The organism is Winogradskyella sp. PC D3.3, assembly GCF_054366245.1.
The window spans coordinates 1,217,258-1,239,873 of sequence record NZ_CM135962.1 but is presented as its reverse complement, the minus strand read 5'-3'; the positions used below and the strand labels follow the sequence as shown (position 1 = coordinate 1,239,873).

General features: G+C 33.1%; 22 protein-coding genes. 7 read left to right on the top strand and 15 right to left on the bottom strand.

Annotation, left to right across the window (positions count from 1 at the left end; all coding sequences use genetic code 11):
- Positions 1-72: 72 nt before the first annotated feature.
- The 3 genes from ACXGSQ_RS05455 (at position 73) to ACXGSQ_RS05445 (ending at position 2,937) form a co-directional block, all read left to right on the top strand.
- A complete protein-coding gene (locus ACXGSQ_RS05455) occupies positions 73-438 on the top strand; it encodes a BlaI/MecI/CopY family transcriptional regulator (protein WP_458628615.1) in 366 nt (121 codons plus the stop codon).
- A 2-nt stretch (positions 439-440) separates the two neighbouring features.
- Positions 441-1,373: a M56 family metallopeptidase gene (locus tag ACXGSQ_RS05450; protein ID WP_458628614.1), complete on the top strand. Its 933-nt coding sequence runs from the start codon at positions 441-443 to the stop codon at positions 1,371-1,373.
- A 268-nt stretch (positions 1,374-1,641) separates the two neighbouring features.
- Entirely contained in the window at positions 1,642-2,937 is a 1,296-nt protein-coding gene (locus ACXGSQ_RS05445) for a hypothetical protein (protein WP_458628613.1), read from the top strand.
- Positions 2,938-3,212: 275 nt separating this feature from the next.
- Here ACXGSQ_RS05445 and ACXGSQ_RS05440 read toward each other — a convergent pair whose 3' ends face one another.
- Together ACXGSQ_RS05440 and ACXGSQ_RS05435 are read right to left on the bottom strand one after the other, a co-directional pair.
- Entirely contained in the window at positions 3,213-4,280 is a 1,068-nt protein-coding gene (locus tag ACXGSQ_RS05440; protein ID WP_458628612.1) for a TIGR03032 family protein, read from the bottom strand.
- A gap of 75 nt (positions 4,281-4,355) precedes the next feature.
- A complete protein-coding gene (locus tag ACXGSQ_RS05435) occupies positions 4,356-5,723 on the bottom strand; it encodes an FG-GAP-like repeat-containing protein (RefSeq protein WP_458628611.1) in 1,368 nt (455 codons plus the stop codon).
- Positions 5,724-5,892: 169 nt separating this feature from the next.
- On the opposite strand from ACXGSQ_RS05435, the gene ACXGSQ_RS05430 reads away from it, so the two are divergent.
- Together ACXGSQ_RS05430 and ACXGSQ_RS05425 are read left to right on the top strand one after the other, a co-directional pair.
- Positions 5,893-6,993, top strand: a complete 1,101-nt coding sequence (locus ACXGSQ_RS05430; RefSeq protein WP_458628610.1) for a DUF4407 domain-containing protein — start codon at positions 5,893-5,895, stop codon at positions 6,991-6,993.
- A 44-nt stretch (positions 6,994-7,037) separates the two neighbouring features.
- Positions 7,038-7,505 carry a YybH family protein gene (locus ACXGSQ_RS05425; RefSeq protein ID WP_458628609.1) on the top strand — a complete coding sequence of 156 codons (468 nt, stop codon included), beginning with the start codon at positions 7,038-7,040 and terminating at the stop codon, positions 7,503-7,505.
- Positions 7,506-7,620: 115 nt separating this feature from the next.
- On the opposite strand, the gene ACXGSQ_RS05420 is transcribed toward ACXGSQ_RS05425, so the two are convergent.
- The 12 genes from ACXGSQ_RS05420 to ACXGSQ_RS05365 form a co-directional block, all read right to left on the bottom strand.
- Positions 7,621-7,935 (bottom strand): STAS domain-containing protein, encoded by a 315-nt coding sequence (locus tag ACXGSQ_RS05420; RefSeq protein WP_458628608.1) that lies wholly within the window; start codon positions 7,933-7,935, stop codon positions 7,621-7,623.
- Between the two features lie 303 nt (positions 7,936-8,238).
- Complete coding sequence (locus ACXGSQ_RS05415) at positions 8,239-8,814, bottom strand: PhnA domain-containing protein (protein WP_458628607.1); 576 nt, start codon at positions 8,812-8,814, stop codon at positions 8,239-8,241.
- Between the two features lie 29 nt (positions 8,815-8,843).
- Complete coding sequence (locus ACXGSQ_RS05410; RefSeq protein WP_458628606.1) at positions 8,844-9,206, bottom strand: MmcQ/YjbR family DNA-binding protein; 363 nt, start codon at positions 9,204-9,206, stop codon at positions 8,844-8,846.
- A gap of 63 nt (positions 9,207-9,269) precedes the next feature.
- Entirely contained in the window at positions 9,270-9,965 is a 696-nt protein-coding gene (locus ACXGSQ_RS05405) for a hypothetical protein (RefSeq protein WP_458628605.1), read from the bottom strand.
- Positions 9,966-10,001: 36 nt separating this feature from the next.
- Entirely contained in the window at positions 10,002-11,066 is a 1,065-nt protein-coding gene (locus tag ACXGSQ_RS05400) for a hypothetical protein (protein ID WP_458628604.1), read from the bottom strand.
- An 11-nt stretch (positions 11,067-11,077) separates the two neighbouring features.
- A complete protein-coding gene (locus ACXGSQ_RS05395; protein ID WP_458628603.1) occupies positions 11,078-12,667 on the bottom strand; it encodes a T9SS type A sorting domain-containing protein in 1,590 nt (529 codons plus the stop codon).
- An 84-nt stretch (positions 12,668-12,751) separates the two neighbouring features.
- On the bottom strand, positions 12,752-13,108 hold the full coding sequence (locus ACXGSQ_RS05390; protein WP_458628602.1) for a hypothetical protein: 357 nt from the start codon (positions 13,106-13,108) through the stop codon (positions 12,752-12,754).
- Between the two features lie 5 nt (positions 13,109-13,113).
- Positions 13,114-15,489: a tail fiber domain-containing protein gene (locus ACXGSQ_RS05385; protein WP_458628601.1), complete on the bottom strand. Its 2,376-nt coding sequence runs from the start codon at positions 15,487-15,489 to the stop codon at positions 13,114-13,116.
- 2 nt (positions 15,490-15,491) lie between these two features.
- The gene (locus ACXGSQ_RS05380; protein ID WP_458628600.1) at positions 15,492-15,965 is read right to left on the bottom strand and encodes a T9SS type A sorting domain-containing protein; all 474 of its coding nucleotides are present in this window, start codon (positions 15,963-15,965) and stop codon (positions 15,492-15,494) included.
- A gap of 71 nt (positions 15,966-16,036) precedes the next feature.
- On the bottom strand, positions 16,037-16,633 hold the full coding sequence (locus ACXGSQ_RS05375; RefSeq protein ID WP_458628599.1) for a hypothetical protein: 597 nt from the start codon (positions 16,631-16,633) through the stop codon (positions 16,037-16,039).
- A 105-nt stretch (positions 16,634-16,738) separates the two neighbouring features.
- The gene (locus ACXGSQ_RS05370) at positions 16,739-17,389 is read right to left on the bottom strand and encodes a hypothetical protein (protein ID WP_458628598.1); all 651 of its coding nucleotides are present in this window, start codon (positions 17,387-17,389) and stop codon (positions 16,739-16,741) included.
- Between the two features lie 27 nt (positions 17,390-17,416).
- Positions 17,417-18,226, bottom strand: coding sequence for a DUF4412 domain-containing protein (locus ACXGSQ_RS05365; protein ID WP_458628597.1), 810 nt, complete (start codon positions 18,224-18,226; stop codon positions 17,417-17,419).
- Positions 18,227-18,310: 84 nt separating this feature from the next.
- On the opposite strand from ACXGSQ_RS05365, the gene ACXGSQ_RS05360 reads away from it, so the two are divergent.
- Positions 18,311-18,868, top strand: coding sequence for an RNA polymerase sigma factor (locus ACXGSQ_RS05360; RefSeq protein WP_458628596.1), 558 nt, complete (start codon positions 18,311-18,313; stop codon positions 18,866-18,868).
- Positions 18,861-19,589: a tetratricopeptide repeat protein gene (locus ACXGSQ_RS05355; protein WP_458628595.1), complete on the top strand. Its 729-nt coding sequence runs from the start codon at positions 18,861-18,863 to the stop codon at positions 19,587-19,589. The genes ACXGSQ_RS05360 and ACXGSQ_RS05355 overlap by 8 nt, the downstream gene beginning before the upstream one ends.
- Here ACXGSQ_RS05355 and ACXGSQ_RS05350 read toward each other — a convergent pair.
- Complete coding sequence (locus ACXGSQ_RS05350; RefSeq protein ID WP_458628594.1) at positions 19,566-22,580, bottom strand: CHAT domain-containing protein; 3,015 nt, start codon at positions 22,578-22,580, stop codon at positions 19,566-19,568. The two genes, ACXGSQ_RS05355 and ACXGSQ_RS05350, sit on opposite strands and share 24 nt — an antisense overlap.
- Between the last annotated feature and the right edge of the window lie 36 nt (positions 22,581-22,616).

The following is a 22,616-nucleotide window of genomic DNA, read 5'->3' as shown; positions in this document are numbered from 1 at the left end:
TACTTAAACTCTACACTTGTAGAATAAAATTTATTCTCTACATTTGTAGAGTTAATTCTAAATACGTAGAGCATGCAACTTTCAAAAACCGAAGAACAACTAATGCAACACCTCTGGAAGCTCGAAAAAGCCTTTATGAAAGATTTATTAGACCTCTATCCAGAACCAAAACCAGCCACCACAACTGTTGCGACATTATTAAAACGGATGATTGGTAAAGGTTTCGTAGATTATAAAACTTTCGGAAAATCGAGAGAGTACTTTCCGCTCGTTAAAAAGGAAGATTATTTTTCTAAGCATGTCAACGGACTCATTAAAACCTTTTTTAATGATAGTGCTTCGCAATTTGCATCCTTCTTTACACGTAAAATCGATTTAACCAAAGAAGAATTAGAAGCACTAAAGAAAATCATAGACACAGAAATTAAAAACAGATAATTATGGAAACGTATTTACTTAAATTTTCGGTTTGCTTAGTCATCTTATGGTTGGTCTATGTACTCTTTTTAGAACGCCAAAACATGCATCATTTTAAACGGTTTTATTTATTGGGTGCTTTGACTTTAGCTTTAATCATTCCAAAATTAACCATAACGGAATATGTTGAACCTACAGTGTCCACTTTTGAAACGGCAACAACATTCATAAACATTGAACCTGCTTTTATTGAAATCCCCGAAGAACCTTCCTTTTTTGATTTAGAAACGACGCTTTGGTTTATTTATGGTATTGGAGCCTTGTTATTCGCTTTACGATTTTTAAATAATCTCTTCCAAATGCAGCGTCGCATTTCTAAAAATGTAACCATAAAAAACCGCTCTTTCATTTATGTATTATTGCAGGAAAATCTCATTCCACATTCCTTTTTTAGGTATATCTTTTTTAATAAAACCAGGTATGAATCTAATCACATTCCGAAAGAAGTAGTGTTACATGAAGAAACCCATGCCAAGCAATTACACAGTTTAGACATTATAATCCTAGAGTTGCTTCAAATTGCATTTTGGTTTCATCCCTTGATTTACATTTTAAAACATCATGTAAAACTAAATCACGAATTCTTAGCAGATCAAGCCGTGTTACAACAAGGTTCGGATGCTAAAACCTACCAAACTATTTTATTACAATTTTCATCAAACACTCAAAATCATCACTTATCGAGTGCCATCAATTATTCATCAATCAAAAAACGATTTACAGTTATGAAAACACAAACATCAAAAACCAGAATTTGGCTAAGTACTTTATTAGTATTGCCAATTATTGCCGTTCTTTTTTACAATTTTGCTGAAAAGGAATATATTGAAATAGAGCCTAATGAAAGTTCTCAAATTCAATATGAACCAGATGAGAATGTAAAAAAAATGGATTGAAATATCTAAAGACTCAAAAACAATTAAAGTTCAAATATCACATGGCAATCAAATTTTAATAAATGATAAATTAGGAAGTTTAGAATCATTAGAGTCATTTCTAAAGGAACTTTCTCATAAAGAGACCTATAATCTCAGTTTTAGTTCAGACAAAGAAACCTCTCTAGTTATATATTTTAAAGCACTCATTATACTAAAAAAACACCAAGTTCTTTATACCGTCAACGAAGTAGAGTGGGATAAAGTTGAATTTTTTCTAGAAGCAGCTATGATAGAAGAATTTAGAGATTATAATAAAAAATACGACATCTACGAATCCTTAAGAACAACTGAACCACATTACATCCATAAATCAGCTGACGTACAAAAAGAAATGGATGAATTGTTTTCAGATTTAGGAGGACTATATTTTAGAATGTCTAAAGAAAATAAAGCAAAAGTAAAAAGACCTATTTCACCAATAAAACCTTATGTACAAATTACCCTTAATGGTAAAACATATTATAAAAAACGTAGCGAGTTAACAGCAGAAGAAATAGCGACTTTTCCACCTCCGCCTCCACCTCCGCCTGCAAAACAAACATCTAAAGGAGGTCCAAACGCTGGTGACATGCAAAGTGTATATAATCCTTCGTTTTTAGAATATATTATTGAAATGGAAAACGAAGATGCTACGTTCTATTTAGATGATGAAAAAATTTCTGCTAAAGAAGCAAAAGCTATTGCCACAAACAAAAATGGCAAACGCACAAATATGACAACTCAAAAAGATGCTGACGGAAACTACTTAGTTAAACTTTCAAGTGCTGAGAAAAAAAAGATCTATCCAAGAAGTATTGAGCTAAAAGTATTAAACGAAAATTCATATTTGATAGATGGATTAAAAGCAACAAAGGAAACATTTGTAGATGTATTTAATCAATTGCATCAAGACATTACGCCTGAAATTCGAAATAATATGATGAATATTCATGTAAAATCCACCAAAGAAATTTCGAATAAGGAAACATGGTTTATCTACAATTCACTTCAAGATTACGGATTTTATCGCATTGTTACACCAAATCAGGAAATAAACAGAGCTAAAGGCAACACGCCTTTTGCAATTGAAAGCCATTTTTCAGACCAACAAACACCATCAGCAAAACAAATCGCCGAATATAATGCTTGGGCTAAGAAAATAAATACTACTGTCGCAAAGGCAAAAGCAAACCCTAATAAAAACACTTACCCTATCGTTAAACAAAAAGATGTCGAAAAACACAAGCGCATTTATAATTCTATGACAACGGAACAGAAGAAAAATGCTGAACTATTTCCTAAATTTCCGCCACCACCACCACCTGCAGCACCAGAGTCAACATTAGACTTTGTGATTAAAATGGCTAAAACCAATGCGAAATTTTTTAGTGAAGGAAAATCAATATCATCTGACAAAGCTATTGATTTGGTAAAAAAACATCCTAAACTAAATATTAACGCGCAGAAAACAGATACTGAACACCCCTTAATCTATATATCTAAAAAGCCTATTCTTATCGGTGTGAAAGGAAAAACTGACTAGTATGCATCTCGCATTTTGACCGTCGTTAATGATAAAATCTAACCGTGTTTACGTTCAAAATTCTAGGTAAACTAACTCAGCTAATAAAAAGTAACAATAAAGATCTTATCGCTTTTACAAAACTTAATAAAGTGAAAATAAACACAGAGCTCATTATATTAAAATTAAAGATGATTCTGATATTAAAGTTTCACCTGTTGTAATAACGATTGCAGGTTAAAAATCTTTTTCTTCTAAAAGTCTAAAAAACCTCGAAAATGCTTCGAGGTTTTTTATTATCCAACCCAATAACAGCTATCTTCTGTAAGTATGGCTTGCTTATGCATATCTGTTAAGTTGTTTAAAATATTAGGGCGTAAAAAATCTGGTAGAATCTCTAAATCGTAAATTTCGTCTACAGATGTTTTGTATTTTAATAGACCTTGATAACTCTTAGTTGGTAAATGCACTATGGCAACACCTGCATAATTAGATAATTTTGCTACATCTAAATGTGCAAAACTAGATGAGTTTTTACGCAACTTACTGAGTCCTATAAATAAATAATCTTTATAAAAAGACATCCCTCGTACAAAGCCTTTTAAATTTATAACCTCTGTATACGATTTATTTTCGACATCAACCTCGACTAATTGTCCAGTCGCAGATAATAGTAAATACAGCTTTCCGTTTATAAACCTAGGAGTATGTGGCATGCCTAAACCAGATAAAATAATTTCATTAGTGTCTACGTCTATTAACACACCTGTTTTTGTTAAATCTTTCTGCCAACTTTTAGCTGTATTTCCAGTATTAAATGCCGTAACATACTTTGGCTTACCATCCTTCATAGCCATACCATTTAAGTGGCATCTATCCTCTGGCTTTAATTCAGTTATAAAATCAGGTTTCCAATACGACTTAAAATTATAATCATTATCAAAAGTAGAAATACAAGAAAATAAGGTATTTATTGCATAAAGCTTGTTATCTGCTCCAAACGATAAATCATGTAAATCTAATTTTCCGGTATAATTTGTACTCATTGGAAAGTACATATTAGAATACGTATTGGGTTTCTTAGGATAGTTTTTAGCTAGTATTTCTGAGTTTTTAAGCTGAATAACTTCATTTTCACATGCAATAGCTAATTTTTCATAATTATCTGTAAAAGTAATTCCCATGGGTCTATTAAAATTTCGAGCCAATTGTGTTATTCTATCTTCATTGACAGGAGATAATGTCACAATTTTACCAGCTTGAAAAGTAGAAAGGACAATACTACATTGTAACTTATATAAAAGCTCAGGAACTTGAGGTGTATGTTCTAATTGAAATGGTGAGATAGGTTGTTCTGGATTCATTATTTGTAAATATTAAAACAAAAAAAGAAGCTACTCCAAATTAGAGTAGCATCTTATAAAAGATAAAAACAAAAATTAATTTTTTATTATTTTTCTTGTCGTCGTTCTGTTGTTATTATCATAGATTTTAACGTGATAAATACCTGAAGCTAAATTAGAAATATCAACTTCATTTGTATTTCCCAATTGAATTTCTATTTGTTTACCAGCAATATCAAATAGCTCTACGCTACTAATTTCAAGACTTGTTTCAATAGTAAAAACATCTTTTACTGGATTAGGAAATACATGTAATAGTGCTTGACTATCAAAGTCAGAAACACTTAAATTAGAACTCACTCCTTTGTAGAACGTTACATCACCTAAAGCTTCTCCTATAACCAAATCTACTACACCATCTTTATCCAAATCAACAACCGCTACTGTGGCAAGACCTGTTTCAATATCTACTCCAGCTGCCTGTAATTTAACACCTGCATTAAAAACCATAGCATTACCTGCTCCTGCTGTATTCTCAAAGAAAGTTACAAATCCAGCATTTTCACCAACAATTAAATCTAGATCTCCATCCTCATCTAAATCCCCAAAATCTGGTGATGGATAAGCCTGAGTAGGGGGATTTGGAGGAAAATTAATATCAGCTCCATCAGCCTGAACGTTTACTCCTGCAGCAAAAACCATAGGATTGCCTGATCCTGCTGTATTTTCGAAAAACGAAATAGTACCTGTATGTACACCAACAATTAAATCTAAATCACCATCTCCATCAAAATCTGCAATTGCAGGTTTTGCTTCGTTACCAACACTAATAGCTGATCCGTCTGCTGATACTGCTGAATCAAATGTAAAAGCATTATTTCCGTCATTAAGAAACAACTCTATCCCACCGCCACTAATACCAACTAAAAGATCTAAATCACCATCATTATCAAAATCTGCAAAAACTGGTGAGCTGTACTCAAAAAAACCTGAACTTGGTACATCGATCAAACTTGTAGAAGTTCCAAATTCCATGGTATTTGTATTAAACTCTCCGAAATTTTCAACTATAAGTGAACCATACCCAAACTGACCTAAATACAATTCGTAATCGGTATCACCATCCAAATCCGCAAAAGTAGGATTAGCTGCTCCTGCATAAATATCAGATCCGTTTGATTGCAACACAACACCTGCCTCAAACGTGTTTAGTGTTTGTGCAGAAAGAGAATTAGACATTGATAAAAAACCCAACATTGCAAAACTTGGATATACCCATCGTCTCCATTCAGAGAATGTAAGATGTGATTTTAAGACTTTATAAAATCTGTTTAATTTATGTAATAAATTAGTTTTAGTTTTTGATGCTAAATCGTCCCAAGTCCCTTCTTGCTTAAAGCTCTCAATTTGCTTAAGTAAAGTTCGGAATTGACGTTTTTTCCTAATGAATAGTTGTTTTTTCATCTATTGTATTTTATGATTGATTATAAGATTGTCTTTAGTGAAAGTTTATTAATAAATCATCAATAACACGTACTATATGATGATAAATTTTTATCCAAATTAGCACTTTATTGTAACAAATGGAAACTTTTAGCGTTCTAATAGGTAATCAATCAAAAATCAATCACTTATGTTAAAGCAATTCTTCATCCTTTGCTCTGGCGCTGACACCGACATTTTAAACGACTGCTCCATTGGCGAACAGAACAAATATGCTGGTATTGGAGCTACCGTTTTCTTTACCGCTGTTATGGCAACCATTGCTGCTAGTTATGCACTTTTTACCGTATTTGACAATCTGTATACTTCAATTTTCTTTGGACTAATTTGGGGTTTACTCATTTTTAATCTCGACCGCTATATTGTTTCAACCATTAAAAAGCGCGACAATATTTTAGATGAAATCCTTCAAGCGACCCCAAGACTCTTTTTAGCACTTATTATTGCTGTAGTCATTTCAAAACCATTAGAATTAAAGATTTTTGAAAAAGAAATTAATCAAGTTTTATTAGAACAAAAAAACGAATTAACCTTAGCGAATCAAAATCAAATTGCGGAACAGTTTAGTCCTAAAATTGCTGCGCTTGAAAGTGAAATTTTAGGCTTAAATACTCAAATTGCTGCCAAAGAATCGGAAGTCAATGGTTTATATGATACTTATATCTCAGAAGCTGAAGGCACAGCGGGTTCTAAACTCTTAGGCAAAGGTCCAGTATATAAGGAAAAGCGCGACAAGCATGATGCTGGATTAGCCGAGTTACAAAAATTAAAATCTGATACTAAAACTAAAATCGAAGCGCTTGAAACCCAAATCGCAACGCTTCAAGCAGATTATACTACTAATGTTGAAACATCGCAACCCATTATTGATAATTTTGATGGTCTCATGGCACGTATTACTGCTTTAGGTAAATTACCTTGGTTACCATCTTTCTTTATTTTTCTTTTGTTTTTAGCGATTGAAACGTCTCCAATTATTGCCAAACTATTAGCGCCAAAAGGCGAATTTGATTATAAACTAGAAGATCAAGAAACCGCAATTAAGACCTGGAGCATGCAAAAAATAGCAGAACGAAAACTACTTCTAAAAACAGACAATACCATTAACAATAGAGTTTACAATGAAATTGCTGATGAGGAAGAGGTTATGAATTACAAACGAAAGCATGCACGGACACTAATGCAAAATCAAGCTGATGCTTTTTTAAAACAACAAAACGGTATTCTTTAAGAAATTAGTTGTTATTTTTAGCTTGAAAACAATACCCCATTCTTATGAAATATAGTGTCGCAATTGCACTAGCCTTATTATCTTTTAGCTGTATTAGTATTAAGGCCGATGTCACCAAAGAAACAACAACACATAGCGATTCTAAAGAACTTGCTGAAGTTGGAATCCGCCTTGTAATGGCAGAGCAAGAAATCGCGTGGAATAATCATGATTTAGAAGGTTTTATGCAAGGCTACTGGAAAAGCGATTCCCTTAAATTTTATGGTAGTAAAGGCTTAACTCGTGGTTGGGACCAGACTTTAGCGAATTACAAAAAAGGCTATCCTACAAAAACAGAAAGTGGGACTTTAAAATTTGTGATTAATGATATTTCAAAAATTGAAGGAGATAATTATTGGGTGATGGGAGAGTACCACCTAAAACGCGAAGTTGGTGATGCCAATGGTGTTTTCATCATTATCTTTAAAAAGATAAATGGCAAATGGAAAATTGTAGCTGATATGTCTTGTTGAAATTGAAATCGAGTCCACAAGACTAAAAAAACAAAGCAGCTCCTAAACACCTATCTATTACCATAGATACTTAGGATACACTTTGTTTATATACGTTAGTAGAATTTATTTTGGGTTAAGCAGCAACAACGGCATGTGAAACCACCATGGTCTGTTTAGGTTCTTCAGATTTAAAATGCTGATATAATTCTTTACATCCTAATCCTATAATAGATAATCGTTTAGATTTAGTAATAGACTCATTATGCAATTTTGCTAAGGCCATCACTCCTGCTCTATCGATACTACTTACTTGTTCGATATCTAATAAAATATCATCAAGTTTATCAAATATGTTAGAAAATTGCGCATTGAATGTTTTTAGATTTAACTTGTTTAAAGTTCCTTTAATCTGAAAACGATTGTTGTAATTTGTAATTTGTAAGTCCATAATAAATAATGTTTAAGTGTTCATACTAATTGAGGCTATTAATCAGTATACTTTATGATATTATTTAGAGGGATAACCACAATATCAGACATTTATGTGATTTTTTTGAGATATATTCGACGAAGCGTTAATTAGCCTAGATAACTTGAGGAGGGTTGTTCATTTTTTCGATAAACAACACGTTTTAAAACCAATGAATTGCAGAAAAAACAAAGCCTGAATCAATTAAGAATCAGGCTTTTGAATTTTACACTTATTAGAATAAGTAAGTGGTTTATGTATTATAAACCCGATTAAAACAATTTAGATTTTCTTTACATATTCTGTAATGATCACAATTTGCTGACCATCGACCTTGCCTTCAATATAAGTTTCGTTTTCATGATCTAATCTAATGTTTCTAACTGCTGTTCCTTGTTTAGCAACCATACTAGAACCTTTGACTTTAAGATCTTTAATAAGGACAACAGAATCACCATGCTCTAAAATCACTCCATTTACATCACGATGAATTAATTTATCAGCTTCATCTTCTCCATCACCAGACGCTTTTGCTAGTTCTAAGATATCATCTTCCATATACATCATGGCTAACAAATCTTGCGTCCAATCTGCTTTTATTCTATTCAACATTCTCCAAGCCATAATTTTTACAGCATCGTGCTCACTCCACATGCTATCGTTAAGACATCTCCAATGGTTGGCGTCAATAGCATCTGAATCGTTCATTTGCTCTGTACACACATTGCATGCATATAGAACTGTTTTTAATCCGTTTTCTTTAATATCCGAAACTGTATATTCCGATAATTTTTCTTCGTTGCCGCAAAGCTCACATTTGGAGCCACTGCGTTTTTGTAGTTCTCTTTCTAATGACATAATAAATATTGTATTATGCAAATGTAAAATTAATTAAGACTTTCTCGTAGTTTTTTAGATAAGCCTTTTACAACCATCTCATAAGAATGATCAATTAAATCTGTAATGCGTTTTGGAGAAAGCTCTCCTGTATGCACATAGACGCTATTCCATTGCTGCTTGTGCATATGGTACCCTGGTTTTATACTGTCGTATTCTGCTCTTAATTCTTGAGCGTATTCAGGATCACATTTTAAATTTATAAAAGCATTTCCTTCCTCCCATTTTTTTAGAGATGTTAGTGCAAACATTTTATTACAAACTTTAAACACAAGGGTATCTTCATCAAAAGGAAAATGTTCGGTGACTTCTTTTTTGCTTAGACAATAATTTCTATAATCCTCTATATTCATAAAAAAAACACGTTCAAAATTTAGTCTTTGAACGTGTTTAAAATTACTAAATTTTATAGCATCTTAAAAATACTTTCCTATCCATTTACAATTTGGGATGTCTTCGACGTTGCTTACCGAAATTTTATCTGGGAAAGAAGCCATGACGTTTGGGTCGGTTTTATAAATACGATCTATTTTATATTCAATGAAGTTAAAACCGGCTTTTAAGTCGAGATCATAGTTAAATCGTATTTCTGCATCTCCATCATCTAGCATTCTTGTTTGTGTACATTCTCCTTTGTACTTAAAGGAAGCGGCTACATAAATCAATTCGAAATACGATCCTAAAATAGGCGCATTATAACCCGGATCTTCTATCCAAGGTAAGAGCTTCTCATCCGAAACTGTAAAAATTACACCGACATAACGCTTGTCGGTAGTCCAAAGTGAAAGCGCTCCGGTTTCAACGGATTTAATATTTTCTTTTCCATAAACCATGCTAGTATCACAAACATCAAAAAGCGTATAAGCCACATCGTTCATAAAATTGTCTTCCATTTCTTTTGATAGCTGAGGAAGCTCCTTGGGAATATCAAACTTTATGTCTCCTGATTTTGACATGTGTCCTATTTTTATAGGCTGTTCCATACCAAAAGGCAGTACCATAACAGCAACATCTAAACTTCCAAAAGGATAGTCTTCAATTTTTGAATGGTTTTGAGCTTGTATCAAATTGACTACTAAAATGCTAATAATACATAAGAGTGTGTTTTTCATTAGTTTTAGTTTTTAATGAATTTGGCTTTACTTATTTTAGCTTTTCGTAATAAAAATAGCTGTAACACTTGCGCTTCTAGTACCATCTGTTAAAATTGTCGGCTCCCCATTTTTCCAAATTTTGGCGACATCCTTTGAGCCGTTATATTCATAACCACCTACATACACATCTAAATCGGATGCAAAAACAGAAAGACCTTGCGCTCTATTAACACCATTAGTGAGAGTTGTTTTTACTCCGTTTTTCCAAAATTGAGCAATTGTTTTTTCGGTACCAATAACATACTCACTTCCTGCAACATAAACATCATCTCCAGTAACAAATATGGATTTTGGCTCAGGGAAGTAAGTAGTTTCTAATTCTGTTTTTATTCCATTCACCCATACTCTTGCAAAATGCAAATCGGGCTCTATTGAGAAACCCGGAATAAATTCCTCTCCTACTATATAAACATTACCATTAGACACACTAACTGAATTCAGAGAAATAAATTTATCGTCTTCATCGAAAGAGGTTGCCACTCCGTTTTTCCATAATGTTGCTATTCGGTCAGAATTAATCTCTTCGTACCCCACGGCATACACATCATTATTATCTACAAAAATTGAATTTACACGACTTCTATTCTCTGATAAGGATGTTGCTATTCCATTTTTCCAAATTTTGGCGATATCTTGTATACCGTCTGTTTTCTCATATCCACCAGCGTATACATCATTCCCAGAAACAAAAACTGAAGAAACTCCGCTGTTATTTGAACCATCTGTTAATGCTGTTGAAACTCCATTTTTCCATATTTTAGCGACGTGCTTTGTTCCATTATATTCTGATCCACCTACATATACATCAGAATCTGACACATACATTGTTTCCGCAGTTACAGACGTCGTATGGGTTAAATTTAAAGGTGTCGCATCATTATTTTTCCAAACCTTAATTTCAAAATTTGAACCATCATATTCCTTAACCAAAGCATATACATTGGTTACTCCTTCTGCGTCAGGTAAACTTTCTTCATCACTAGGAGAATTGCATGAGTAAGTCATTATTAAAAGAGCAACTAAAGCAATTATTTTCATTTGTATTTTCAATTTATTCATGGTTTAAATTATTATTGTTTTAAAAATTTCATGGTTTCAGCATTGCCACTTTCAGAAGTCATATTTAAAAAATAAAGACCTTTTGACAAGGTTGAAACATCTAATTCTAATTCTGATTTATCATTATATTGTTCTAATACCATTTGCCCCAATTGATTAAAAATTTTTAGGTGATAAGGTTTAGAAATAGAATTTACAATGGTTAGATTATTGACCACTGGATTTGGGTAAACATGAAATTTTTCTCCTTTATCAAAATCATCAACAGAAAGTGTATGGTTAAAACTCCATAACTCCTTTCCGTACGCTATTGTTTCTTTTAAAAATATAAGTTTGTTATTGATGTATCCTGTATATGTAGACATTTGTAGATCTGATTCAGAAATATCATATAATGGAATCGTTCCTGAGACAGTCCCATCAGTTTCCCACAACATTCTTTGATCACCATCAAAACCTGTAAAAAACAATTTATTTAATTCATGTGTTGCACTTGAATAACTGATAACTCCCGAATTAGTATCTGGATAAACATCATTCAACATAAAAGTTCCATTTTCTGTTCCATTGGTTACCCATAGTTCTGTTCCATTCAAAACCGTATTTGCCTTAAACAACAACAAACCATTAACCAATATTAAACCAGATGGATTACCTCCTAAAATTACGTTGTCTGGAATATCTGGGTTAATATCAAAAAACAAGTATGTTCCTACATCGGTACCGTCTGAAACCCATAATTCCCATCCATAATTAAATGGAGACAATTGTCTTTGCCCATGAAAATAAAGCTTATCGTTATAAACGATAACATGTCCTTGTGCAAGATTAGTTTCTATCTTTTCTTTGACCAATACCGTTCCTGCTTCGGTTCCATCGGTTTTCCACAAACAATCATACCCTGCAGCGTTATATGCCCAAAAATAAGTTTCATTATTAAAGTTAATGAAGTTTCCAATTTCGTGCTGTGGTGTATTGGAAAAATGTTTAATTATTGTAGTTCCATCCGTAGTTCCATCAGACTTCCATAAAGCCATACCTGTTCCATCATTTGCTGAAAAAAAAAGATCTGTTCCGTTAGGTGCAGCAATTAAATTTTTAGTGTAAGCGTAATCATAAGAATTAGGTCTAAACTTTTTTACTAACACAGTACCAGCTTCAGTACCGTCGGACTTCCATAACTCTTCCTTATTTTGACTATCAATATTTGCTACAAAAAACCATGTTTCATTAACTTTTGTAACTCGATTTACAAGCGTAAATCCCATATTTGCGAATACATAATTAATCTCATTTCCATTTGTTTTAAATAAACCCTTGCCTAACGCCCCTGCATATATAGTATCAGCCAAATTCCCAGTATAATCTTCTAGTCGCATTGTTCCAGAAGGTGTGCCATCAGTAATCCACCTCTCAGATCCATTGCCGTCATTTGCAACAAACAATAATCTGTCTCCGATTTTAGTAAACTGGGTATATTCCATAGAGGATCCCGAACCCACATTAATATCCTTGAGTAAAGTTGGTTGAGAATAAGAATTAATAACTATAAAAAGAAAAGCCATTGTAATTATAGGCATGTATTGACGTTGTTTTTTCATGATAAACAGTTGTATTGGTTATGTAATTCTTTTTTTAAACTGTCTAGTTTATTTAGAAAAACCAGACAGTTGGAAAGCTTTTATTTAATTGCAGTCTGTTGCATTAATTTGTTCTTTATACTGCTCTATATCATCTAAAAAACCTTGTCTATTGGCATTTGGCACACAATCAATAACACCTTCTAAGGCCTCTATAAAATTTAAGCCAGCCGTTTTATAATTTTGGCAATTGGCTAAAGTTGGATTGGTAGCATAAGTATTAGACGCCTCCGAATACGCATTGGCTTGAGCCAAATATTGTTCTGACCAATTATTACAATCTGTATTATTAAAGTCGCCACCATCGTCATCTGAGCCACCACAGCCCGTTACTCCCATAAAAGTTATGAGTAAACTGATTAATAAAGTGTTTGAGCGTGTCATGTGTTTTTGAGTTTTCATTTGGTTTATGGTTTTAATTGTTTTTCTAAATTTTCTAGGCGTTTTGTTAATGTTTCTATTATGCTTTGTTGTTCCTGTACGGCTTTAACCAAAGGTGCTATAATATCGTTGTAACGCATACTATACATATCTTGATCATCTACTGTAATAATACCCGAATTGGTGACATTATTATTTTTAAGCACTTGCTCAACTTCTTGGGCAATAAACCCATATTCTATTTTTTTGCTGTCATCATTACGTCTCGTATAAGAAACCGGGTTTAAAGCATTAATAAAATTTAAGCCCAAGGCACTTTCTTCAATATTATCTTTTAAGCGTTTATCTGAAGTAATGGTCCAAGCTACTTGTGTACCAGCGTAGGTAACTGCCGTGTTACCAATGCGTATTTGGTTAGCCCCTGTAGCACTAGGAACTTGAGCATTGTAACCAATACCAATATTATTACTGCCCGTAGTGTTGGTAGAAAGGGCATTATAACCTAAGGCAGTATTTAAAGATCCTGTTGTATTATTATAAAGTGTTGCTACACCAATAGCTGTATTGCTATTACCTGTAGTGTTTTCATGCAGAGAAGCATCTCCAGTTGCGGTGTTTCTATCACCCGTAGTGTTTTCTAAAAGTGCTTCAAAGCCATTTGCAGTGTTTCTTATTCCTATCCTATTGTAACGAAGTGCAGATCTTCCATTTGCAGTGTTATTATTTCCTGTGGTATTAGAATTAAGTGTACGAAAACCATTTGCAGTGTTGTTATTTCCTGTGGTATTAGAATACAGTGCCAAACTTCCATTTGCAGTGTTATCAGATCCTGTGGTATTAGAATAAAGTGCAGATCTTCCATTTGCAGTGTTATTATATCCTGTGGTATTCTTATAAAGTGCTTTGGCGCCATTGGCGGTGTTATAATCTCCCGTGGTATTAGAATAAAGGGCCTCAAACCCATTAGCTACGTTGAAATCACCTGTGGTATTATAAAAAAGGGACCTAAACCCATTTGAAGTATTGCTTGTTCCTGTGGTATTCAGATAAAGTGCAGATGTTCCATTTGCAGTGTTGTTATTTCCTGTGGTATTAGAATAAAGTGCAAAACTTCCATTGGCGGTGTTATAATCTCCCGTGGTATTCTTATAAAGTGCCCAACTTCCATTGGCGGTATTAAAACCTCCTGTGGTATTATAATACAGTACCCAACTTCCATTTGCAGTGTTATCAGATCCTGTGGTATTAGAATAAAGTGCTCTGGCGCCATTGGCGGTGTTGGATAGTCCTACGGTATTAGAATAAAGTGCAGATCTTCCATTTGCAGTGTTTTCATATCCTGTGGTATTCTTATAAAGTGCCCAACTTCCATTTGCAGTGTTATTATTTCCTGTGGTATTAGAATTAAGTGCCCTGGCGCCATTGGCGGTGTTGGCTATTCCTATGGTATTAGAATAAAGTGCAGATCTTCCATTTGCAGTGTTATCATATCCTATGGTATTAGAATAGAGTGCATTGGCGCCATTGGCGGTGTTATAATCTCCCTTGGTATTAGAATAAAGGGCCTCAAACCCATTAGCTACGTTGAAATTACCTGTGGTATTATAAGCTAATGCATAATAACCATAAGCCGTGTTTTTGGATGCTGTGGTATTAAAACGAAGGGCAGAATCGCCACCTGCTGTATTAAAACCGCCTGTAGTATTTGCAGTAAGGGCATTGGTACCAACAGCCGTATTTGAAGGCCCTGTAGTATTGGATATAAGTGCCGATGTACCTATGGCTGTATTTTTAATACCGGTAGTATTTGCTGATAATGAAAAATTACCAAAAGCCGTATTGGTCTCCCCAATTAAACCAGCGTTGGCATTGTTTCTTTTAAAAACAACATCCACATCGTCCGTAGTTCCAATAAAATCAGTACTACTATTTGTGCCTGTATTTCCTGTTAAATTCCATGCACTTGTGTTTGCAGAACCGCTCGAAGCCGCATATAATGCGTATGGTACACTCATTAATTCACTGGTGCCGGTAATGGTATAATTAGAACCGCCATTAGGATCGGTTTCTGTTTTAATAAAGTAAGGTCCATTTGCCCAATTAATACCTGAAAAAGTGCCTGTAACTGGAGTACCTGTGCCTATCTCTATAGTTACAAGTCCGTTTATGTTAGTAGGTGTATTGCTAAAGGTTTCTTTAAAAACCTCTGTACCTGTTGCTGTGCCTTGTAAAATGCTTACACGCATACTTACGTTGGTGTTTGAAACAAGAGTATTACTCGCATCGCGAACTACCGCTTGGTAACTCATTTTCTGAGGCGATTGAGCGAACACACTAGGTAGGTAACATAAAATAGCTATGGCTACAAATAACCTCTTTAAAATTGGAATCAATATTTTCATGATTAATTGGTTTTAATAATTTTAAATGTTTTTAATAATTGACGTTGGTCAAACACCATTAACAAATAGGTTGCCGACGGCAATTGGTTGAATAGAATTTCTGATTCAACCTCAAGTATTTTATTGAATTGTAGTTTTCTTCCATATATGTCATAGACCTCATATCTAAGGGCTTCGGAAGTATAATTTCCTATTTTCAACGTAACTTTTGATGTTGTAGGGTTGGGAAACACCATCATGTCTAAGGAAATGGTTGGAAAATCATCTATACCAAGTGTTGAAATTTCAAAAGCATGTTGCACACCTTGGCTTATAGAACCATCTGCACTGCTTACTGCACTATAATCTATTTGTCCAACGGTATAACTTGCCGAACCTCCACTGCCGGAAGCAGTGCCTCCAGAAACAACAGTATTGTTTTGTGCGAAACCATATTGAAGTCCGAACAAGACACAAGCATAAAATAATAGTTTCATCGTTTTTGTTTTAAAAGGTTATTGCTTACTGTATTTAATTTGATATTTATGGTTTGTTACACCTTTTATACCTAGATTTTTCCGATAATAAGTTGAGCAACCGCTATGGCTTTTTGTTTATTATCATGGTCGTCATTAGAGACTTTAACATGTACATGAAACATATAATTGCTTGATAGAAACGTCAACTGAGACATCCTAGAATCCCAAACAGCCACAGCTCCTAAATTGGAAATTTCTTGAGGCTGTTTGTAAACTGATGTGGATTGCTTAAACATGGCTTCGTTAGCTTTTTTTACCATCACAATTAAAACTTCACTAGGCTTTGCCGTTTTAAATTCCTGACCTCCAAATGATCTTGATGTAGTGACCTTTCCGTCTTCCCATTTATAAATACAAGTTGGATAGGTGTAAACTACATCCTTCAGTTCTATAGGATATTCTTCAATGGCAAACATGCTTTTTATTTCATGTAACGAAACCAATTCACAAGGGGAATCAATAACAGCCCTTTTTATCGGGTTTTCATTTTTTGCTGCTATCTTATTTTGAGAGCTATCCTCTTTGTTTCCCTGGTTATTACAGGCTAATGCCATCATAGAAAACAATAGAATTAGTAAATTGATCTTTATAATGTTTATTTTAAGCTTCTTTAGAAATTTGACCATGAGATAATTTTATGAGTTGTGTTTTTATTATTGATTGTATTCTATCCTTCCTTCTTCTAGTTTTAAACCTACTGAATGACTATAAATTACAGGCTTTACCTATTGCTATAAATTTTTAAACTTCTGTAGGTTTTCAATTCCCATGGCATCCCAAAGTGCGTTAGTATCCATTGCTTTACCTTCTACCGTTACATAAAACCGGTTGTTGTAGAGAAATCTCAATTCAGATTGAAAATCTGCTTTAGTATTTTCATCGTGATCAGTACCAAAAGTCAATATCCCGTTTCGCTCTTTTTTTGAATATCTTATAGTATTATTACTCTCGGAAGTTATTTTATTAAGCTCTAACATTTTTAAAGGTATAATCGCACCAACAGCTTTCTGGCCAGCTGCGTCTAAAATTTCAATTCTTATAGTATCATCTCCAAAATGTCCTGCAACATTTTGACTTCCAATTAGTTTAGGTTCAAGCTTATGTTCTTCTGACTTATCTATACTTAGATTTTTTAATCGTTTGGGAAATGCTTCAATAAGTTGCTCATTAGTTAATGGTGTTTTTGTACCTAGTTCTTTACGTAGTTCTGCATATTTATCATTTATATTTTCATTTTTACCAGTCACTTCATTCAACACCCCCTCAACAACCTTAGATTCAGTCGTGCCAGAAGATTTTGAATCTTCCTTACAAGACGTCATAAAAACGATCAGAAGCATAAGTGGCAATAGTGTTTTTAATATATTAGAACCTGTTCTCATAGATGATGTTTTAAATTTTTCTCTTTTTTACATGAATTTATAATCCGATTTTTCTATGTTCCGCTTCACGTCCTCCAAGCCAATACACTCCATCGTTGCGCTTTCTTTTTTCTTTTTTAAATTTTGCATATCCATAGAAATCATGAGTGTTTTCTCATTAGGATCAAAATAATCTCTAAGCTGTGTTGGTATTTTAGTGGTTTTGTTTTTGAAGATATCATCAAAACTCACTTCGGTTTCGTTAGTAAAATACATGACCATTTCATACTCCGCATTAGTGGCTTTAACTCCTTTGCAGTTAAAACCATTTACTGTTTTTTCTGGTAGCACTTCAAATTTAAATTGGTCCGATTCGTTATTTGTTTCTTCAAGATCTAATTCTGGCATTTGGTTCACCATACCTATATTATTGCCTTCAGATTCCATAAACATTACAGTTACCTTGTTTTCATTATCCATAACCGTAAACATACTTTCCATAACAGCGGTAGTAAATCCAAAATAAGAAGCACCTGGTTTTAAATAATAATCAAAAACCATTTCGCCTTCTTTGGTGGTCATTTTTAAAGAATATTTCCAAGTAAAATCATAAGAATCGGCAACTAAAGAGGCTTCGGCTTTTTCTTTGCTACCCCCAAATGGATTACTATCAAAAGCCTTATCCATGGATTTAGCAGCTTTTTCAGACGCTCTATCAGCGGCTTTTTCAATGACAGCGTTTTCCACCTTTTGCTCTACTCGTTTTTTAAGTTTATTTAGAAACTGAGCTTGAGATGTTGAGATAGAAAACAAGCAAAAAACAATAGATACAATAACACAAGTATTTTTACTTTTCATGTTGATTTGATTTAGAATGATTTATCTTTAGTGAAGGAAAAATCACAGATGTTAACATCTTCTAAAAAAAAATTCTAAATTTCTATGGAACAACATTTTGTTGATGCTTTAAAAAACGATGACACCAAGCTCATCAAAGTGATTTATGGCGATTATAGAAATGAGTTTATTTTCTTTTCTAAAAAATATAACATTGCAGAAGCTGATAGCTTAGACATCTATCAAGAAGCGTTTTTAGCGATTAGAAAACACGCCATTTCAGGAAAACTACAGGACGTCAATTGCAGCTTTAAAACCTATCTTTTTGGTATAGGAAAACATCTTATTTACAATAAATTAAAAGAATATTCCTCTAAGCAATCTTATGATCTTTTACTGCATAAGGTAGACGCTGACTATGAAGAAATCGCTGTAGATGCATCAGAAAAGCTTACCAAAGAGCAAGAATTACTTCGCCATTATTTTAAGCAATTAGGAAAAAGTTGCCAGCAAATGTTAACATTAAGTTTTTACAGAGGACTAACTAATGATGAAATAGCAACTTTAGAGGGTTATGAAAATGAAGCCGTAGTGCGAAGTCAAAAATCACGCTGCCTGAAAACACTAAAAAACCTGATAAAAAATCCCCTAAAAAATGATTAACGAAACACTAATAGAAAAGTATTTTTCTAAGCGGTTGACAACAGACGAATCTCTAGAATTCCAAAGACTTTACGATACTGATGCCGATTTTAAACAAGAAGTAGATTTCCTTAAAGCTGTGAGAACAGTTACTGAAACCGAAGATGATGCGCAATTTAAACAACAATTAGAATCTTATGAATCTGAATATATTCAGGAAGAAAAAAAACCTACAAAACCATGGTTAAAGCCTCTAATTGCAGCTGCAGGACTTATATTGATAATGTTTAGTATTAATTTTTTCATGACTTCAAATCGTAATGAAGAAAAATTATTTGCAACCTATTTTGAACCTTCAAAAAATGTAACATCACCTATTGTACGATCAACAGATCATGAAACCATTTTAAATAATGCATTTATAGCTTATAATGAACAAAATTATAAACAAGCTATAGCTTTATTTGAATCCTCCTATCAAACGTCAAAACAATCTGAGCTCTTATTTTATGAAGGCAATAGTCTTTTGGCTTTAGGAGACCCCAATTTGGCTATTGAAAAATTCAAGGAACATTTAAAATATTCAGATATATTAACCCATCGCTCGCATTGGTATTTAGCCTTAGCCTATCTAAAAATAAAACAAACAGACCAAGCGAAACACGAGTTAAACGCGTTACTAGATTCTGGTGAAACCTTTAAAAAAGCGGAAGCAACATCACTTCTTAAAGAATTGAATTAATCGTTTTCTAAAAAAGAGAACACCTACAAAAAGTCCAATAAGCACATATACCCAATAGTATTGCGTCCCTACAAGAGCATCGGTATTACCACTAATAACAAAACCAGACCAATAATAAGGATGTTTTAGCAAGTCGTCATCGGTGTGTTTTATGTAGTCTAATTTGGCATTTTTAAGTGCTTCATCTTTAAATTCACCTTGCTTTAAATGCGTATAGAAATACGACATTATTTTAGCAGTAGCTTCGTCTTCTACTTTCCATAAACTCATCACTGTACTTGGCACTCCTGCATAATTAAAAGCACGAGACAAACTAATAACACCTTCGCCATTTTCATAAAAGCCATTTCCGGTATCACAGGCACTTAAAACCGCCATATTAGCCTTTAAAGTTTCGTTATACAATTCTGAAATAAATAACTGATTATCTTTTTCACCATAAAAATTAAGTGATGAAAATTCAGGGTGGACCTCATCAATATTTGAATGCATGGCCAAATGCAATACATTAAAATTATTAGCCTGGTTCATAAAATCTAACTTAGAAGCATTCAAAAAGGCATCTCCATTAAAAATGTTCAGAATCGCATTTAATTCACTGGACGCTTTAGGTAATTTTGACATCAAATTAGAAGCTGAAAACGCTCCTATTTTCACCTTTTCAAAGCTTGATTTAATTTTTTTCTGTTCCTGATAAAGCAATAATGAAGATCCATAGCTTATCAAAGGCATGTTCTCCTCCAAAAGAAGCGCTTCAAAAGGCAAATAATGTATTGCACCATCAGGAATAATGGTGAGTTTCTCATAATCTCCATAATTTAGTTGAGGCAATAACAAAGTTGATAACCTCTTAAATGATTCTTGATAATTTGGTGTTCTTTCTTTTAAAGTCGATAAGCATGTTTTTAAAGCACTTATCACAATTGTTTTATCGCTTTGTGGCAAGATTTTAATCTGACTTTTAGTTATTAAAAAAGGATATAATTTATCCTCCGTAAAAATATATTTTACAAGGCCTTCGTTATCTTTTAAATCCTCTTGCAACGTTTTAATATCGAAGTGTTGCACATTAAACTGATAGTAGGTTTGATTTTGTTGTTTTATGGCATCTTGCACCTTGTCTAAATCATTCTTTAGTTTGAAAATCTTGTTCTGCCAAAGTGATTTTTTTTCGTCTGAATCTTGTTTCAAATCAATTAAAGCCTTCTGATAAAAGTTAAGTTGGGCTTTAATATTCTCTTCTTGATTCATTAAGCTTTGTGGAATATTTAGCTGCTGTCTTTGGTTGTTAAACACAAATTTAGACCACGTTAATTTTGAACCATTATTCTCAATACTATTTAAAATTTCAGATAACAAACTCATATCATCGGGTTGCGCAGAAGCCACTTTTAACAAGCCTTTATTTATAGCATTATAGTTTAAAAACAAACTTTCGTTATAGCGCTGCCCTAAATACAATTGATTGTAAATTTCAGAGGCCAAAACATAACGCTGTGTCGCTTTTTCTAAATTTATTTTAGAATGGTCTTCGTTATAACGTTCAAAATAAAAATCGCCCATGGCCAAGAATCCAGCAATCGTTTCAAATGAAATTAAAGGTTTTAAATCTTCAAGTTTTAAATCTTCAATCGTTTTATTAGAGTTATTCACTACTCTAAAAGCTTCATCAAAATAGTGCTTTGATGCTTCCTTTTGGTCTAACCCTTGTGCTGATTTCGCATTTAAAATCGCCAACTTAAATTGGCTTGAAGTCGCTTCATTCTCTTTAAAATCCTTTAATTGATCTAACAAAATTGAAGCTTCATCAAATTTTCTTCCTTCTATGAGTAATTCTGCTTTATATAATTTAGTACTGAACGCTTTGGTGTAATACTCCGTTTTATAATCTTCTGTTATGGCAATGGTTTTATTTAACAATTGCAACGCTTTTTCAGGCTGTTTAGTTGCGATAATTGAGGCGTAAAATTTTAATGTAGCGCTTAAAGTGTTGACTTCAAACCTGGATAATTTTTCACGTGTATCAATAGTTTTTATAATCGTATCTGTATAATAAACGGTTTTAAGTGTGTCCTTCTTTCGAGAATAATGCAACATTAAATCGTACCAATTAGACAATTGATCTTCGTAAATTTCCTCCTTATTTCTTAATAGAAGATTGTTTTTAGAGGTTTTAGCAATGGTTCTTAATTTATCTTTTTTTAGAATATACTCTTCTGCTTTATCAAAATCTCCATAGTAGGAATACCAATAAAATAAATTTCCATAACAACTGTAAAGGAACTGTTGATTATCGTTTTCATTAAGGGCTTCCCAAATGGTTTTTGCTTTTAAAAGGGATTCTAATTCCTTTGCCTTCAATCCTATATACCTGTACTCTACAGCAATATTATTATAAGCTAAAGCAACATCAGTGTTGTTTTCTCCATTAATACTTTTATATAAATCGAGTGAATATTGATAGTTTTCAACGGCTTTAGAATAATCACCTAGTTTTCCATAAATAAATCCAATATCATAAATTAAATCCACAAAGGATTTATCTTTATTAGAGAGTGTATCTTTTAAAATTTCATATCCCAATTGAGCCTGTTCTAAAGCGTGTTCCCAATTCCCTAAATAAGCGGTTTGATGATATATACGGTTTTGAATTTGGTACTGAAATATTCTATCTGGATGTTTCGCTCTACTATATAAGTCCCTGGCGCTTATAGCCGATTGCAAAGCACTATCTAAATACTGTTCACGAACTTTTTTAGTAATAGTTTTATCGACATTATGGTAGTCATAACTTTTAAGTTCTAAACTGGCAGAGTTGGTATGAAAAAATTTAGCTTTAAGATAAGCTTTATAAGCTTCAGAAAAATTATTTTGAGTTTCTAAGGCCTGCTTTCTAATAGCAATAGCTTGATCGTACTCCCCTTTTAGATGCAAAGAATCAGCAAGAATCGTTAAGCTATCGTTTTGATATCTATTTTGTGAATATCCCAAGGACAACGACAAAACAAACAAATAAATAAAAATGCA